Origin of the sequence: Allobaileyella intestinalis (assembly GCF_009695865.1) — a bacterium.
Lineage (GTDB): Bacteria > Bacillota > Clostridia > Peptostreptococcales > Anaerovoracaceae > Allobaileyella > Allobaileyella intestinalis.
Genome location: NZ_VUNB01000005.1, coordinates 119,045 through 135,600, shown reverse-complemented (window position 1 = coordinate 135,600; position 16,556 = coordinate 119,045). Strand labels below are relative to the sequence as shown.

At 45.4% G+C, this 16,556-nt stretch carries 12 protein-coding genes; 3 read left to right on the top strand and 9 right to left on the bottom strand.

The genetic code is table 11. The features are described 5' to 3' along the window. Window positions 1-98 precede the first annotated feature (98 nt). The 4 genes from FYJ66_RS07010 to FYJ66_RS06995 all read right to left on the bottom strand — a co-directional run bounded on the left by FYJ66_RS07010 (window position 99) and on the right by FYJ66_RS06995 (window position 5,570). Window positions 99-413, bottom strand: coding sequence for a hypothetical protein (locus FYJ66_RS07010; protein WP_154572802.1), 315 nt, complete (start codon window positions 411-413; stop codon window positions 99-101). Between the two features lie 407 nt (window positions 414-820). Further along, window positions 821-2,683 carry an ABC transporter ATP-binding protein gene (locus tag FYJ66_RS07005; protein ID WP_154572801.1) on the bottom strand — a complete coding sequence of 621 codons (1,863 nt, stop codon included), beginning with the start codon at window positions 2,681-2,683 and terminating at the stop codon, window positions 821-823. Next, on the bottom strand, window positions 2,683-5,007 hold the full coding sequence (locus FYJ66_RS07000; RefSeq protein ID WP_235897386.1) for an ABC transporter ATP-binding protein: 2,325 nt from the start codon (window positions 5,005-5,007) through the stop codon (window positions 2,683-2,685). Before FYJ66_RS07000 ends, FYJ66_RS07005 begins: the two co-directional genes overlap by 1 nt. Further along, window positions 5,004-5,570 (bottom strand): MarR family winged helix-turn-helix transcriptional regulator, encoded by a 567-nt coding sequence (locus FYJ66_RS06995; protein WP_206157026.1) that lies wholly within the window; start codon window positions 5,568-5,570, stop codon window positions 5,004-5,006. Before FYJ66_RS06995 ends, FYJ66_RS07000 begins: the two co-directional genes overlap by 4 nt. A gap of 320 nt (window positions 5,571-5,890) precedes the next feature. Here FYJ66_RS06995 and FYJ66_RS06990 point away from each other — a divergent pair, with 320 nt between their 5' ends. Next, entirely contained in the window at window positions 5,891-7,672 is a 1,782-nt protein-coding gene (locus FYJ66_RS06990) for an aminopeptidase P family protein (RefSeq protein WP_154572799.1), read from the top strand. A gap of 167 nt (window positions 7,673-7,839) precedes the next feature. Here the strand turns inward: FYJ66_RS06990 and feoB are convergent, their stop codons facing one another. After that, window positions 7,840-10,206, bottom strand: a complete 2,367-nt coding sequence (gene feoB / locus FYJ66_RS06985) for a ferrous iron transport protein B (RefSeq protein ID WP_154572798.1) — start codon at window positions 10,204-10,206, stop codon at window positions 7,840-7,842. A gap of 306 nt (window positions 10,207-10,512) precedes the next feature. On the opposite strand from feoB, the gene FYJ66_RS06980 reads away from it, so the two are divergent. Then, a complete protein-coding gene (locus FYJ66_RS06980) occupies window positions 10,513-11,031 on the top strand; it encodes a GtrA family protein (RefSeq protein ID WP_154572797.1) in 519 nt (172 codons plus the stop codon). A gap of 96 nt (window positions 11,032-11,127) precedes the next feature. Here the strand turns inward: FYJ66_RS06980 and FYJ66_RS06975 are convergent, their stop codons facing one another. From FYJ66_RS06975 to FYJ66_RS06965, 3 genes are all read right to left on the bottom strand, one after another. Further along, entirely contained in the window at window positions 11,128-12,225 is a 1,098-nt protein-coding gene (locus FYJ66_RS06975) for a pyridoxal phosphate-dependent aminotransferase (RefSeq protein WP_154572796.1), read from the bottom strand. After that, window positions 12,225-12,983, bottom strand: coding sequence for a tRNA (N6-threonylcarbamoyladenosine(37)-N6)-methyltransferase TrmO (gene tsaA, locus FYJ66_RS06970; RefSeq protein ID WP_154572795.1), 759 nt, complete (start codon window positions 12,981-12,983; stop codon window positions 12,225-12,227). Before tsaA ends, FYJ66_RS06975 begins: the two co-directional genes overlap by 1 nt. 79 nt (window positions 12,984-13,062) lie before the next feature. After that, window positions 13,063-14,442, bottom strand: a complete 1,380-nt coding sequence (locus tag FYJ66_RS06965; protein ID WP_154572794.1) for an aldehyde dehydrogenase — start codon at window positions 14,440-14,442, stop codon at window positions 13,063-13,065. 126 nt (window positions 14,443-14,568) lie between these two features. Here FYJ66_RS06965 and mnmA point away from each other — a divergent pair, with 126 nt between their 5' ends. After that, complete coding sequence (gene mnmA / locus FYJ66_RS06960) at window positions 14,569-15,666, top strand: tRNA 2-thiouridine(34) synthase MnmA (protein WP_154572793.1); 1,098 nt, start codon at window positions 14,569-14,571, stop codon at window positions 15,664-15,666. A gap of 146 nt (window positions 15,667-15,812) precedes the next feature. Here mnmA and FYJ66_RS06955 read toward each other — a convergent pair whose 3' ends face one another. After that, window positions 15,813-16,460, bottom strand: a complete 648-nt coding sequence (locus tag FYJ66_RS06955; RefSeq protein ID WP_154572792.1) for a GntR family transcriptional regulator — start codon at window positions 16,458-16,460, stop codon at window positions 15,813-15,815. Between the last annotated feature and the right edge of the window lie 96 nt (window positions 16,461-16,556).

The following is a 16,556-nucleotide window of genomic DNA, read 5'->3' as shown; positions in this document are numbered from 1 at the left end:
TGAAGGTGATTTCATATCACCTTCAGAAACAGGAAACTCATCTTCATTCCGTGAACCGCTCGTCCCCCAAACTGACCGGTTCAGCAAATGATTATTTCCTATTCCTCATCATCTTCAAATGACGCTTTGGTCATTGCCGCTGACAACTTGTCAGCAGCCTCATCCTCTGCAAGGATGTTTCTGATGGCTCTCCTGAGATCATCTCTTGATGCAGCTGATTCAACTGCAGAAGGTTCACCATTTACAGATGTGTCAAAAGGAAGCTTCTGGATATCCACACACTTCTTCATGAACATCTGCACCAAAGTTTTTCTGTCTGCTCCCATGTTTCCGGCAAACTCATCAAACTGGCTGACAAGTTCTTTAGGAAGGCGCATGGTAACAGCCGTAGTTTCCTTAGCTCTTGCGCTCATGTCTCAATACCCTCCAGATCTTAAATAAATGATATTCTTTCCTCAAATTCTACACGGTAATCGGAGTCTGTCATGTACTTTTATATGTGTTTTCAGTAAATTTATAATGTTGACTCCATTGGATAAAAAACATCTAGAATAACCGTTTAAATTATACCATAACGGAAACAATCATACATAAGTTTTATAATTATGCATGGATTTTGTCTAAGTATACCTGTTTAGAGACTTTAGCAGCCTATTTGTTGTCGCAATATTTTCGCTTCATGGTAATTATACGATATCAAATGTTCGTTTTTTGACAATACTGTCTTATTTGGCCTGATAACCGGAATCTTTTTCCTGTATGTATATTATGAATAAAAATCGTAGACAATTATACCGGTATTCCAGCCAATGCTTCTGGCTTACGAGGCTTCTTCCACAGAGTCGAACTGTGAATTGTAAAGGTCTGCGTAGAAACCGCCTTTTTCCAAAAGCTCATCATGGGTGCCCTGTTCAATAATATCTCCGTGATTCATCACAAGAATAGTATCTGCATTCTTGATGGTTGAAAGCCTGTGAGCAATTACGAAGCTGGTTCTTCCGTGCATAAGCCTGTCCATTGCATCCTGGATTCTTTCCTCTGTCATAGTATCGACTGAGGAGGTTGCTTCGTCCAGTATCAATACTCTTCTATCGGCAAGCATGGCTCTTGCAATGGTAATGAGCTGACGCTGTCCTTCAGAAATGTTTGAAGCATCCTCTGTAAGCTCCATGTTGTATCCACCAGGAAGAGTCTTGATGAATCTGTGTGCTCTGGCAGCTTTCGCAGCCTGGATAACCTCTTCATCCGTAGCCTCCGGCCTGCCGTATCTGATATTTTCCATAATAGTTCCCTGGAAAAGCCATGTATCCTGGAGAACCATGGCAAAATTGGATCTCAGGTCATGCCTTGTATAATCCCTTATATCGTGGCCGTCCAAGGTGATGGAGCCGCTGTTAACATCGTAAAATCTCATTAAAAGCTTGACCATGGTGGTTTTTCCTGCGCCTGTAGGTCCCACTATGGCAATCTTCTGGCCTGGTTCAGCCACTGCACTGAAGTCTTTGATAACCGGCTCATTCTCTTTGTATCCGAAAGCCACGTGGTTGAAGGTTACTCTGCCTTCAATATTTGAAACCTTAACAGGTTCAGAAGCTTCTGCTACCTCCTCTTCCTCCCTGAGGAAGGCGAAAACTCTTTCTGCGGCAGCTGCCATGGACTGAACCTGGTTCATTACCATGGCAATGGTCTGAAGAGGCTCCGTCAGGTTCTTTACGTACTGGATGAATGCCTGAATATCTCCAATGCCTATTATCTTTTTGATAGCCAGAATTCCTCCGGAAATTGCCACTCCGGCATATCCCAGATTTCCCACAAAGATAGTCATTGGCTGCATCATTCCTGTGAGGAACTGGGACTTCCATGCAGACTCAAAGAGCACATCGTTGGCCTTGTTGAACTCTTTAAGAGTCTCTTCTTCTCTGTTGTATGCTTTAATTACCTGCTGGCCGGCAAAGCTTTCTTCAACCTGGCCGTTTATTACACCAAGGTAGTCCTGCTGTTCCTTGAAATATTTCTGGGAAAATTTGACTATCAGTGCGATCAGTCCCCCGGATACAGGAATGGTTATGAGAGCGATCAGCGTCATCAGTGGTGAAATGGTCAGCATCATTACGATGGTACCCACCAGTGTGGCGATAGATGTGATTACTGATGTGATGCTCTGATTCAGTCCCATTCCCAGGGTGTCAACATCGTTGGTTATCCTTGAGAGAACCTCTCCGTAAGGCTGCTTCTCAAAGTATTTAACAGGCATCCTGTCAATCTTCTGGGAAATTTCTTTTCTCAGGTTATAGACCACCTTCTGGGAAACTCCCGTCATTATCCAGCCCTGAATAAAATTGCAGGCTGCACTTATGAGATACAGTCCCAGAGTGAATAAGAGAATCTGGCCTATCCTTCCGAAGTCAATGGATCCTGTGCCCTGAATTTTTCTCATGAGGCCTTCTGCCAGCTCAGTAGTTGCATGGCCCATTACCTTAGGACCAACAACCTGAAATATCGTTGATGCAGCGGCGAAGATCATGACTATGAAAACTGCAATCTTGTATTTGCCCATGTAATTCAGAATGTCCCCAATGGACTTTCTGAAATTCTTTGGTTTTTCTGCACCTACAAAACCGCCGCCGTGAGGACCGCCTCGTCTCTTCCTTGGTGCCTGATACTTGTTATTATTATCTGCCATTATGCCCTCCCTTCCAGCTCAAGGCTTGAAAGCTGGGATTCTGCAATTTGTTTGTACTCATCACAGCTCTTCATCAGCTGTTCATGAGTTCCCCTGCCGACAATTCTTCCCTCATCGAGAACAAGGATCTGCTCTGCGTGAAGGATTGTACCTACTCTCTGGGCAACGATGATTTTCGTTGTGTTCTTTACTTTCTTGTCCAGAGCCTTTCTAAGCTTGGCATCTGTCTTCATGTCCAGAGCTGAAAAGCTGTCGTCGAATACCATAATAGCCGGGTCTTTAACAATTGCCCTGGCTATGGACAGCCTCTGCTTCTGTCCTCCGGATACATTGGATCCCCCCTGGGAAATGAAGCTGTCAAAGCCTTCTTCTTTTTCTTCTATGAAATCACTGGCCTGGGCAGTATCAGCTGCAGATTTTACCACCTCATCAGAGGCCTGGTCGTTGCCGAATTTCAAATTTGATGAAATCGTTCCGGAGAAAAGTACACCCTTCTGCTGTACGAATCCGATTGCGTCTCTCAGAGACTTGATTGTCACATCTCTGATGTCCTGACCGTCAATCTTAATGGATCCTCCTGTTACATCGTAGAACCTTGGAATAAGGCTGACCAGTGTACTCTTTCCGCATCCCGTGCTTCCGATAATAGCCGTAGTCTCTCCCGGTTTTGCAGTAAAGCTTATATCTGTGATGATATTTTCCTCGGCATCAGGATACTTGAAATCAACATGGGAGAATTCCACAATTCCGTCTGTGACCTTCAGTTCCTTGGCTTCTTCCTTTTCATTTATTGAAGGTTCTGTATCGATTACTTCTCTGATTCTGTCGGCAGCAACGCCCGCTCTTGGAAGGAGAATGGACATTACTGTAATTATCATAAATGAGATGACAATGATCATTGAGTATGTAATGAATGCTGTCATTGCTCCAACCTGAAGGTCTCCGCTGTCAATTCTGTGAGCAGCTACCCAGGTGATAATTACTGTAAGAGTGTACATGATGAGCATCATTATCGGGCGCATGAAGGTCATCACACGGTTTGTGAAAAGCTGTGTCTTCTTCAGTTCCAGATTTGCCTGATCAAACCTGGCTTCCTCCACATCTTCCCGGCCGAAAGCTCTTATTACCTGAAGTCCGGTAAGGATTTCCCTTGAAACCCCGTTAAGCTTGTCCACCAGTTTCTGCATAACCTTGAACTTAGGCATTGCAATAACCATGAGGATCATGACCATGAATACGATTACCATTACGCCGCCAACAATGACGTAATTCATATGTGCCTTTGTCTCTGCAACTTTAACGATGCCCCAGACAGCCAGAATCGGAGAATAAAGGACCATTCTGAGGAGCATAGTTGAAACCATCTGCACCTGCTGGATGTCGTTGGTGGCTCTGGTAATCAGAGAGGATGTGTGGAATTTTGACATTTCCGCACTGGAGAATTTCATTACTCTGGAAAAAACCTGGCCTCTCAGATCCCGTCCGATATTGGCACCTACTCTTGATGCAAAGAATGAAACCAATACAGACATTACCATCATCAGACCTGCCATCATGAACATAATCAGTCCGCAGTGCCAGAGATAGTCCATCTGTATCTTGTTCATATCCATTCCCGCCTTCTTGCTGCAATCTGCGGCATAGGCTATTCCCATGGATTTAAGGGTCTGGTCTCCGGTCTTATTTACTATCTTGTTGTTCTGTTCTTTCATCTTGTGGATAGCATTCTGATCCATGGCGCCAGACTGAATCATTGCCTGGACAGAAGGTCTGGCATCAACATAAGTCTTCGTCTTTCCATTCTGGTCTTCTGCCTTGAAAGTTCTGATGTTGACTCCCGGCATTTTGCTTATCTGCTCTATGGACATGGAACTGATCTGTCCTGCCATGGCAGCCGATCCTGGATTCTTCTCCATAGACTGAACAAGTACTTCTTTATACTGCTTTACCTGCATGTGTCCCAGCTGATATGTGAGAACCACCGGTGTAAGCAGTTCCTTGTCCAGCTTATCCAGTTTTTCTTTAGAAAGATTCTTTCTCTTGTAGATGACCTTTCCATCTTTCTCAGCGTCAGTTTTCTTGTAGGCCTTCTGCCAGGAGGTCTTCTGGCCATTGTCCATGAATATCTGAGCCATCTGATACTCGTCATCCTGGATTTTTTCAGGAAGGATGTGTTCTACACCCTTGTTCTGAATGCCCGTATCAATAATATCTGACGTATACTGTGGCAGTGACATGTCTGCCCATGCCTGTACCATGAGAAGGACCAGCATTATACATATCAGGCCCTTGTATGGTTTCATATTTCTGATAAGATTCCTCAAGCTCTGTTCCTCCTGTTCTCCAGCTGAATTGCTGCCTGATCCTTCATTTTTGTCAGCAGTCTGATCAGCTCTTCCTGCTCTTCTTCAGTGAATGCGGAAAAAATATCGTCCATGTACTCATCCATCTTTTCCGCGGCCTTGACGATAAACTGACGGCCTTGAGGGGTCAGCTCCACAATGGTCTGCCTTCTGTCGCTGCTGTCCGTATGCCTGGATATCATGCCCTTCTTTTCCAGAGAGCTGAGGGCCCTGGAAATAGCAGGCATCTGCATTCTGGCAACAATAGCCAGCTCCGAAACCCTTACGGGTCTGGTTCCCTGCCCCGGTTCGCCGGAAACTTTCAAGAACTCCTCCCGGCATTTTTCAATATTCTGTTCCGACTTTCCTGTCTTGAACATACTCTTGTTAACGTCCTGCCATTCCGGCATATTCGTGCGGCTGCATCCGTCAATAGCCCTCATCACATAGCTTTCCTGGCGGTTGAGTTCAGATTCCAGTTTCCAGATGTCAAGTTTACGGATCTCATAAACAATATCCATAAGTCTTCTGTGGTACTGATTCAAAATTTCCTCCATGTATGACCGGAACTATTGCCGGTCGTAAAATATTATCACAGTAAATAGTTTCATTTGTTAAGTATTTACAGCAGCAACTATCTTACTCTTTCTATTTATCAATGTCAATTTGTTTTTCCGTACAAATTGCTGCATAAAATGGTCAATAATTAACACATGAATTTCATAATCTTCCTTGTTTGTTTTTGTTCACTGATAAACAAGTGTGCTATAATTCATGAAGTGTGAATGAACAGTGTTTTGAAAAGCACGATCCATTCACCAGGATAAATACATTTGTTTCTAATGCTGATAGCAGAGGTGCAATTATGAAAAAAGAAGTAGTTGAACTTCGAAAGAAAATGGCAGAGAACGGTATCGACGTATACTATGTTCCCTCCGGAGATTTCCACAGTTCAGAATACGTAAATGATTATTTCAAGGCCCGTGAGTTCATGAGCGGTCTTACCGGTGAGTCCGGTGAGCTGATCGTTGACGATGAAGGCGCTTATCTGTGGACAGATGGAAGATACTTCCTTCAGGCTGAAACACAGCTGGCAGGATCAGACATCCAGCTCATGAGAATGGCTGAACCTGGTGTTCCAACTGTAGATGAGTTCCTCATCGACCTGGCAAAGAAGAAGCCGGGATTCGTACTGGGATTTGATGGAAGAGTTCTTCCTTCTGCTTCCGGTAAGGCAATCGAAGATGAACTGACAGAGATGGACGTAACCATCAAGTCTGACAAAGACCTTGTTGGTGAGATCTGGACAAACAGACCTGCCATCCAGCCTAGCAAGATCTGGGTATTCCCTGATGAAAACGCAGGACGTACAGCAGACCAGAAGCTAGCTGATATCAGGAAAGAAATGGCAGAGAAAGACGCAGATTACCTGCTGCTCACCGACCTTATGGAGACAGCATGGACTCTCAACCTGAGAGGCGGAGATATTGACTATACTCCTGTGTTCTTCTCCTTCCTTCTCATCGGCAAGGAAAAGGATGACGTAAGGCTGTTCGTAATGGACGGAGCTATGGACGATCTCCCAGGAAAGAAGCTGCCTGAAAACCTGAGCTATGTAAAGGTTGAGCCTTATGAAAAAATTTATGAGGCTGTTGGCCAGCTGCCTGAGGACAGCAAGCTCTGGCTGGATCCATGGTCAGCCAACTTCACCCTTGTAAACAGCGTGTCCGGAAACGTAGACATCATCGAAGATGCAACACCTGTTGCCATGATGAAGGCTGTCAAGAACGAGACCGAGATCCGCAGCACCATTGGAGCACACATCAAAGATGCCTGCGCTATGGTGAAGTTCATCAAGTGGGTAAAGGACGCCGTAAAAAAACAGCCTCTCACAGAGATTAAGGCTGCTGACTATCTTGAAGCTTGCAGAAGAGAGCAGGGCGCCTTCGATCTGTCTTTCGAAACTATCTCCGGATACAACGAGAACGGTGCCATCATCCACTATGCTCCTACACCTGAAACTGACAAGGCTCTGGCTCCTGAAGGATTCCTTCTTGTAGACTCCGGCGGTCAGTACATGGATGGTACAACAGACATCACCAGAACTATTGCCCTTGGCGAGATTACACAAGAGATGAAGGACACTTACACATACGTTCTGAAGTCTCACATCGCAATGGCAACAGCCAAGCTCACACCTGACATGAACGGAATCAACCTTGACTCCATTACCCGTCAGCCTCTGAGACATGTGGGCATGGACTTCAAGCACGGTCTGAGCCACGGCATCGGACACGTTCTGGGTGTTCATGAGGGACCAAACATTTTGAGACGTGTTCCTACACCTATTGAGATCAAGGCCGGCATGGTAATGTCCGATGAGCCTGGTCTCTACCTGGATCACAAGTTCGGTGTAAGAATTGAAAACGAAGTTCTGTTCGAAGAGGATGAGAACGGATACCTGGTAAACGAGCCTATCACCTTCGTTCCTTACGAGAGAAAGGCTATCAACCCTGATCTTCTCACAGCTGAAGAAGTTGCATGGCTGAACGCTTATAACCAGCTGGTTAGAGATACAATTCTGGACAAGCTGGACGAAGAGCTTGCTGATTTCGTAAAGATCGAGACAGAACCTATCCAGAAGTAAGCATCTTACTCTGCAGCTGAACACAGACCTGTGTTCGCCCCTGGGGTCTGCGGAATAATACGCATTGATAAAAACCGCTCTGATCATTGTTAAACCAATGGTCAGAGCGGTTTTTTCATCTAATAGGATCCTGCCTGTTCGATATATGCAAAGATAATTTTTCCTGATTAAAACCCAAGAGCCAGCAGCCCAAACCTGACGATTACTGCGCATACCCAGGCAATCAGGCACTGCCAGACTACCAGACCGGCAGCAATCTTTCCACCCAGCTCGCTTCTGATGGCAGAAATTGCTGCAATACATGGCGTATACAGAAGGCAGAAGACCAGCAAGGCCATGGCAGAAGACACCGTCAATGATCCAGACAGGCCAGCCGATGAACCATAAAGAATCGTAAGAGTGGAAACAACGCTTTCCTTTGCCATAAATCCTGTTATCAGAGCGGTGGTCACCTTCCAGTTTCCAAATCCAGGCAGAATGAACAGTGGAGCCAGCAGACCTGCAATGGCAGCAAGCATGCTGTTCTCCGGATTAGCCGTCATGTGGAGAGATAATGTGAAGTTCTGGAGGAACCAGATGATAATGTTTGCTACAAAAATCACTGTAAATGCTCTTTCCAGAAAGTCCTTTGCCTTGTCCCACAAAAGCCTCAGCACTCCCTTCCAGCCCGGCAGCCGGTAATTTGGAAGCTCCATAACGAATGGAACGGCTTCTCCCTTAAAGGTGGTGTTCTTCATGATCAGCGCTGCCACTATTCCCACAAAAATGCCTATGAGATAGAGAGCAATCATCACCAGAGCTCCTTTTCCCGGGAAAAATGCGGCCGTAAAGAACCCATAAATCGGCAGCTTCGCTGAGCAGCTCATAAATGGTGTGAGAATGATGGTCATTTTCCTGTCCCTGTCAGATGGCAGAGTTCTGCTGGACATTACTGCCGGAACAGTACAACCGAACCCCACCAGCATTGGCACAATACTTCTTCCCGACAGGCCCAGTTTTCTCAGCTGTTTATCCATGACAAAGGCAACTCTGGCCATATATCCGGAGTCTTCCAGAATTGACAGGAAGAAAAACAGTGTGACGATAATAGGCACAAAGCTGATTACAGTTCCCACCCCTGTCATCACTCCATCGACAATCAGGGATCTCACAGGGCTGGCAACACCAGCATTCTGAAGAGCCTTCCCCGTTACCGAAATAAGGCCGTCTACTCCCATCTGAAGCCAGTTCTGAAGCGCCGCCCCAATAACGTTGAAGGTCAGCCAGAAAACGATTCCCATGATTCCGATGAAGGCCGGAATAGCCGTGTATTTTCCTGTAAGGATTCTGTCAATTGCCTCAGATCTTTTTGATTCTTTACTCTGGTGAGGCTTTATTACTGTGGCATCCACAAGTTTTCTAATGAATGAAAATCTCATGTCTGCTATTGCGGCAGCTCTGTCAAGGCCCCGCTCATCTTCCATCTGCTTGATAATATGCTCTATAGTTTCCTTTTCATTCTGATCAAGGCCAAGAGCTTCTGAAACAAGCTCATCACCCTCAATCAGCTTTGTGGCAGCAAATCTCACCGGAATTCCTGCAGCTGCCGCATGATCCTGAATGAAGTGCATTATTGCATGAAGACACCTGTGGACCGCTCCCCCGAAATCATCTTCACCGCAGAAATCTATTCTGCCTGGTTTTTCCTGATAGTGGGCCACGTGTATTCCGTGTTCTATGAGCTCATCAACGCCCTGGTTTCTGGCAGCGGAAATAGGAACTACAGGAATTCCCAGCATTCCTTCCATTTCGTTAATGTCCACAGACCCGCCATTTCCCTGGAGCTCGTCCATCATGTTAAGGGCCAGCACCATTGGCACATCCAGTTCCATAAGCTGCATGGTGAGATACAGATTTCTCTCTATATTTGTTACATCTACAATGTTGATGATTCCCGTTGGCTTCTGGTTGATGATGTAATCCCGGGTAACAATTTCTTCTCTGCTGTATGGAGACATGGAATAGATTCCCGGAAGGTCCGTTACATCTGTTTTGTCATGGTTCCTGATAGGGCCGCTTTTCCTGCTCACTGTTACTCCTGGGAAATTGCCTACGTGCTGGTTTGAACCTGTGAGCTGGTTGAAGAGAGTGGTCTTTCCGCAGTTCTGGTTTCCAGCCAGGGCAAATGTAAGAGTCATATCATCAGGCAGAGGATTCTCCCCTTCCTTCACGTGATACTTACCTCCCTCTCCCAGTCCAGGATGGTCAGTATCGTCTATATCTCTTCTTCTTCCTTTTCCTGTTTCCTGGGAAAGAATTTCTTCATCACCCAGAGGTTCAATACCTATCCTTCCTGCATCATCCAGTCTCAGGGTAAGACTGTATCCATGAATGTTTACCTGAACAGGGTCTCCCATAGGTGCAAATTTTTCCACCTGCACAGATGCCCCCGGTATCAGGCCCATATCCAGGAAGTGCTGGCGGAGAGCTCCCTCTCCCCCTACCTTAGTTATCCTTCCTTTTTCTCCAATCTTCAGGTCCCTCAATGTGATCATTATTATCTCTCCTGAATTCTGCAACCGCCATATTGAGATTGCAGTTATTCCTTTCTACTTAAAGAACGTCATATTTCTTATTAATCTTTAGTTAGTGACTTCTAATTATAATCCAATAACATTTTTACATCAATTTTTACCGGGAATAATTAACCAAATCAGTCCTGATTTTCCTCTTCTTATTTGATTTCCCGTTTTGCGTCTTTTGTTCCATCCCTTGAAATAACGCCCTCACAGTGTCATAATTTTTTCATAAGGAAAAATTGTTTTTATTGAGATACTTGTGACTGACATGGAGTGACTGATATGAGTAAAAACACAGACAGCAACACCACTTACCACTCTCCGGAAGAAAAGCCTTACGTTCCTGACGCAAAAGAAACGAGAAGCCAGGTAGTAAAGTTTGCCCTTTTTTCCGCTTCTGCCGGAATAATAGAGACAGTTTCATTTACACTGATGAAGCTTCTCACCCCGTTCAAATACTGGCCCTGCTATCTGGTGGCACTGGTTCTTTCAGTACTCTGGAACTTTACTTTGAACAGGGAATTCACATTTAAGTCCTCAAATAACGTTCCAAAGGCCATGTTCCTTGTATTTCTTTTCTACTGTGTGTTCACTCCACTGTCCACAATTGGGGGAAATTATCTTTCAGAATCAGCCCACTGGAACGACTATGCAGTACTCTTCGTTACCATGGGGTGCAACCTGGTTTCTGAGTACCTGTACGACCGTTTTGTTGTATACAGAAACAGCATGAACACCAACGCCAGAGGCCAGCGAGCCCTGAAGAAAAAATCTGCAGAAGAAAAGTCCCGGGAAAAGTAGAATAAAGCAAATTAATAAAGTATATCCGTCAGAAACAACTGTGATCAGCTGAACTGGCGGATACACTTTTTGTTTATCTATAAGGATTCTGCATTTCTACTTGCGGCCCAGTTTCTTGAAGGCTTCTATCAGAATACCTGCATCGCTGATGGCCGGAACTCTCAGCCTTACACAGTTCTTTTCCAGAGGTTCGAATTCCGCCCCGCTGCAGGTGATGATTCCACGGTCCAGCAGAAGCTGCTGGAGATCCACGTTTTCATCTGCATGCCTCAGCAGGCAGATCGGCACTCTGTCGTCAGTTTCCGCCATTATTATTCTCTGCCCGCAGGCATCTCTCAGAGCCCCTTTTATTATGGAAAAATCCATTCCGTGTTCTTCAGGCTGTGTCTTGTATTTGAGGACTGCTGCGGTAAGGGCCCGGGAGATCTCGTTCATCATGTAAGGATTGCTGACCCTTGCTATATAACTTACAAGTTCCTTGTTAGTTATAATATATCCTGCCCTGGCACCGGCCAGTCCAAATCCTTTCGAAAAAGTTCTTACACTTATCATGCAGTGGTAATCCGGCCCCAGAGTTACCGCCGATTCTTCTCTGGGGAGAAAGTCGGCGTAGGCCTCGTCGATGAGGCAGTATACCCCAAGCTTTTCGCACTTCTCAAGAACCTTCCTCATCTCCTGGAGAGACAGGCTCTGGCCTGTTGGGTTGTTTGGATTATCAATATAGACGAGAGAAGTGTTTTCTGTTATTGCATCCATTAGCCGATCCACATTTTCCCGGTAATTCTCTTCTTCGAGAGAATTCACACCGTGAACCTTCATGCCCATGGTTCTGGCGTACTCCACCATGTCAGTGAAGGTAGGCATAAAGCACACCATCTCGGCCTCTGGTCTGGAAAGGACGTTTACCAGGAGAAAAAGGGCAGTGACACTGCCATCGGTCAGGACCACATTCTCCGGCTCGATGAAAGCATAATCCTCCCAGTATTTCACAACTGCCTCTCTTGCCTCGGTACTGTGGGGATATTGATATAACCTTTTTACATCAAAATTTCTGATTACATCTTCCACAACATCAGGAAAGCCGTAGGGATTAATACCAAGGCTGCAGTCCAGGGTGTCTTCTGTAGCTGCAGGCGTATTCTCAGCGTAGCTTTTGTGTTCTCCCAGGAGCTCATCTCTTACTCTGTTTTTCATTATTTTCGCCCCACTTTCTCAGCTTCTTCCACAGCCGTAACCCTAAGGACTCCGTTTTCTACTGCAAAACGAATATTATTTTCCCCGAAGACCATTCCATGTACTCCTGTGTCATTTCTCTTGTATCCCGGCCTTGGATCCTGGGACAAAACTCCCCGCAATGCCTTCCTCTTGTCCGGTGGAATCTTCATTTCCAGCTCCCGGGGAATAACCACCTCAAGAACCGGCCACTGATCTTCAGTAAATCCACCTCTGGCATCAGGTTTTGAATCTGAATATGGCACATATGGTTTAATATCGTAAATAGGCGTTCCATCCATGAGATCTCCTCCGCCCACAATAAGGGTCGTGCCATTTTCAGTGTCTTTCCTTATGTCAATGAGCCTTACGCAGGACAGTCCCAGGTAGTTAGGCCTGACCGGCGACCGTGATGCAAAAACTCCAACCCGCTTGTTTCCTCCAAGTCTTGGAGGTCTCACTGTCGGAGACCAGCCCCTGTCCCTGTTTCCTGAAAAACCCCAGATCAGCCACAAGTAGTCAAATCCTTCCATGTCTCTGAGGCAGTTCTCATCCCTGAACTCCGGCGTGAAAACGATTTCTCCCCGAAGGTCCGGAACCACCCCGGCCTGCCTGGGAATCCCGTACTTTTCTCCAAAGTCCGTATGTATCCGCGCCACCGGTGAGATTTCAATTCTGTCATCTTCAGAACATTCACCTTTTCCGCCGGCAATAATATCCTTTTCCGAAGCGTCTTTCATGGAAAAAATCAGTTCCTTTCCCCCAGTTTCCCGAATACCGGTTGTGTGTTACTTCTCTTCAGCTTTTTCTTTCAGCCGTCTATCTCATGAAAATCTTCAGCAGAATTTCCGCACCTTTGCTGTAAGGCTGATATCTAATGGGCATATCCATCCAGGTCTTCTTGTCTACTATCCCCTTGAAGTGTGAAAAGGCCTTGAACCCGTTATAACCGTGGTAGGATCCCATGCCGCTTTCCCCTACTCCTCCGAAAGGAAGACTGGTGCTGGCCAGATGGATTATAGTATCGTTTACGCAGCCTCCTCCGAACTGGCATTCGTTAAGAAATCTCCTTGCCGTCTTTTTTCTCTCTGTGAAAACATATAGAGCCAGTGGGTGTGGGTGACTATTAATGGTTTCAATGGCCTCATCCACATCTGTAAACGTAAGTACAGGAATAAGGGGTCCGAATATTTCCTCCTGCATTACCGGATCATCCCATGTAACCTTAGTCATAACAGTAGGATTGATCTTCAGCTTGTCTTTATCTCCTTCGCCGCCAAAAATTGTCTTCTCTTCGGAGATCAGTCCCATAATCCTGTTGTAATGTTTCTCGTTAATAATCTTTCCGTAATCAGGATTGGAAATGGCATCGGAGGTATACTGCCTGATTATCTCATCAACAATGGCATCAGCCAGCTGATCCCTTACGCTTTCATGGCAGTAGATGTAGTCAGGGGCAACACAGGTCTGGCCGCAGTTCAGAAGCTTTCCGAATACAATTCTTCTGGCCGCCAGCTTGATGTTTGCTGTCTTGTCTACGATGCAAGGGCTCTTTCCTCCCAGTTCAAGAATGAAAGGCGTAAGATGTTCAGCAGCCTTTGTCATCACTAGTTTTCCTACGGTCTTGCTTCCTGTGAAAAAGATGTGATCAAACTGCTGGTCAAGAAGATACTGATTCTCTGCTCTTCCTCCTGTTACCACAGCAACATACCTTTCAGGAAAACATTCTTCGAGAATTTCCTTAATAATACCGCTGGTAGCCGGCGAATATGCACTTGGTTTGACCATTGCTGTGTTGCCGGCGGCAATTGCATCCACCAGCGGTCCCATTGTCAGCAGGAACGGATAATTCCACGGGCTCATTATCAGAACAGTTCCCAGTGGAGATGCTTTAATGTAGCTGGATGCCGCAAACTGAACTAAAGGTGTATGAACTGGTTTTGGCGCAGCAAAGGCAGGTGTCTTCCTGATCATGTAATTTATCTCGTGGAGAACCATTCCAATCTCGCACATATAGCTCTCGGTGCTGCTCTTTCCCAGATCCTCATGAAGAGCCCGGCATATTTCGTCGTTATGCCTTTCGATAGACAGCTTAAGTGTCCGGAGTGCCGATATTCTGTATCTCACTTTAAGAGTTCTCTTTGTATTGAAAAACTCTTTCTGAGTGTTTCTTATTCTGATAATTTCCGATTTTTCCATTGTTACGCCTCCCGGCATTATGAAACCTTCTGTAAGTCTCATGCAAACTGTAAAATATGGTTTCAGTATATCACAGAAAGATTCAATTTGTGATAGAATGGGACACTCAGAGAGGATGTGAAAACAATGGATAATTTAAATGATATACAGAAAAATGGAAAGCGGGCCCTTGTTGCCATGAGCGGAGGTGTAGACAGCTCAGTTGCAGCATATCTGACTGTTAAGGCCGGATACGACACAAGAGGCGTGACCATGAATTTATACGACAATGAAATGATTGCATGTAACAGCCACACCTGCTGCAGTCTGGAAGATGTAGAAGACGCAAGAAGCGTGGCCTTTAAGCTTGGCATTCAGTATCATGTCTTCAACTTCAAAGACGAATTTGAGAAAACTGTTATTGACCCTTTCGTACACGCCTATGAAACAGGGTCAACTCCTAACCCCTGCATAGACTGCAACAGATACATGAAATTCCGGGCCCTCTGGGTCAGAGCCCAGATGCTGTACGAAGACTATATCGTAACCGGTCACTACGGGAAGATCGAATACGACCAGGGTTCCGGAAGATATCTGCTTAAGAAGGCCAGGGATCTTACAAAAGACCAGAGTTATGTGCTCTATTCTCTTACCCAGGAAGAACTTTCCCGCACCTTGTTTCCCCTTGGAGATATGACAAAGGAGCATACCAGAGAAATTGCCATGGAGCAGGGCTTCATAAACGCAAAAAAACACGACAGTCAGGATATCTGTTTTGTTCCTAATGGAGACTATGCCGGTTTCATCTGCAGACATACTGGAAAGAGCTATCCTTCCGGAGATTTCGTAGATCAGGAGGGAAATGTTCTTGGTACCCATAAGGGGATTATCCACTACACTATAGGCCAGCGTAAAGGCCTGGGACTGGCTCTCAAACAGCCGATGTACGTAACTGGCATTGATGTTGAAAACAATAAGGTGATACTTGGTTATAACAAAGACTTGATGTCCACTGATTTCGAAGTAAAGGATTTCAACTGGATTGCCTGTGAAGCTCCCGGTTCTTCCATGAAAGCCGACGTGAGAATCAGATACAAGCATCATGAATCTCCTGCAACTATCACTCCAATGGAAAACAACTGTGTACATATTCACTTTGATGAACCCCAGAGAGCCATCACTCCAGGTCAGTCCGCAGTTGCCTATGATGGTGATGTGGTAATCGGCGGGGGGATAATCAAGTAGAGAAGATAAATTCAGGATTCAGAATCCAGAATACAAAACTGTATTGCTTAAAGAAATCTGCCCAATAGAAAACCATGCAGCCTTGATATGTTCACGGCTGCATGGTTTCTTGTTTCTAAGATATGGGGAAACCTCAAAGCACAAGTCTACAAAGCCTTGTTTCTTTTGTTTTTCCTCTTTGGCCACAGAATCTGAAGCAGTTTCTGTCTGGAATCATCTTCACCTATGAAATACAAAGTATCTCCAATGGTTATTACCGCATCCGGTCCAGGTGCTACGTTGTATTCGCTTCCGTGCTTAATGGCTATTACAGTGGCGCCACTTCTGTTCCAAAGCTGAAGGTTGCCCAAGGTTACACCTATACAATCACAGTCATCATCAATGGTAGCTTCCTGAGGAGAAAACGGAAAGGCATAGTATGTTCTCCTGCTCTGAATATCCAGGTCGTTTACCAGCTTTGTAAGATTATTGAGCTCCTCTTCCTGTCTTTTCACACACTCCAGCAGTGCTGCAATAGTAGTTCTGGAATCGTGTACGTCATGGTGATTCTGTATAAAATCCTTTGCCTTCTCTGTGGAAAGAACGTAAACACCACTTCCATGAATTATCTCTACAACCCCTACGTCTTCAAGAATATTTACTGCTCTTCTGACTGTCTCCGGTGAGGTATTGAAACTGCTGGCCAAATCGGTTCTGGCGCTCAATTTCTTCCCTACTCCGTATTTGCCCATTGCAATTCTGTCGGCAATATCAACGGCAATTTGTTGATATCTCGGCATCGATGTCTTCTGCATATTCGCCCCTCTTCTCTATATGCGGATCCTGCCCTTCAGGAAACACTAAGACTTATTGTAAAACTTTTATGCTATCAAGTAAACAGGAGCTTTTCA

Coding starts and splice junctions, on each gene's coding strand:
- FYJ66_RS07010 (WP_154572802.1), bottom strand. CDS start 413: ATGAGCGCAAGAGCTAAGGAAACTACGGCTGTTACCATGCGCCTTCCT.
- FYJ66_RS07005 (WP_154572801.1), bottom strand. CDS start 2,683: ATGGCAGATAATAATAACAAGTATCAGGCACCAAGGAAGAGACGAGGC.
- FYJ66_RS06990 (WP_154572799.1), top strand. CDS start 5,891: ATGAAAAAAGAAGTAGTTGAACTTCGAAAGAAAATGGCAGAGAACGGT.
- feoB (WP_154572798.1), bottom strand. CDS start 10,206: ATGATCACATTGAGGGACCTGAAGATTGGAGAAAAAGGAAGGATAACT.
- FYJ66_RS06980 (WP_154572797.1), top strand. CDS start 10,513: ATGAGTAAAAACACAGACAGCAACACCACTTACCACTCTCCGGAAGAA.
- FYJ66_RS06975 (WP_154572796.1), bottom strand. CDS start 12,225: ATGAAAAACAGAGTAAGAGATGAGCTCCTGGGAGAACACAAAAGCTAC.
- tsaA (WP_154572795.1), bottom strand. CDS start 12,983: ATGAAAGACGCTTCGGAAAAGGATATTATTGCCGGCGGAAAAGGTGAA.
- FYJ66_RS06965 (WP_154572794.1), bottom strand. CDS start 14,442: ATGGAAAAATCGGAAATTATCAGAATAAGAAACACTCAGAAAGAGTTT.
- mnmA (WP_154572793.1), top strand. CDS start 14,569: ATGGATAATTTAAATGATATACAGAAAAATGGAAAGCGGGCCCTTGTT.
- FYJ66_RS06955 (WP_154572792.1), bottom strand. CDS start 16,460: ATGCAGAAGACATCGATGCCGAGATATCAACAAATTGCCGTTGATATT.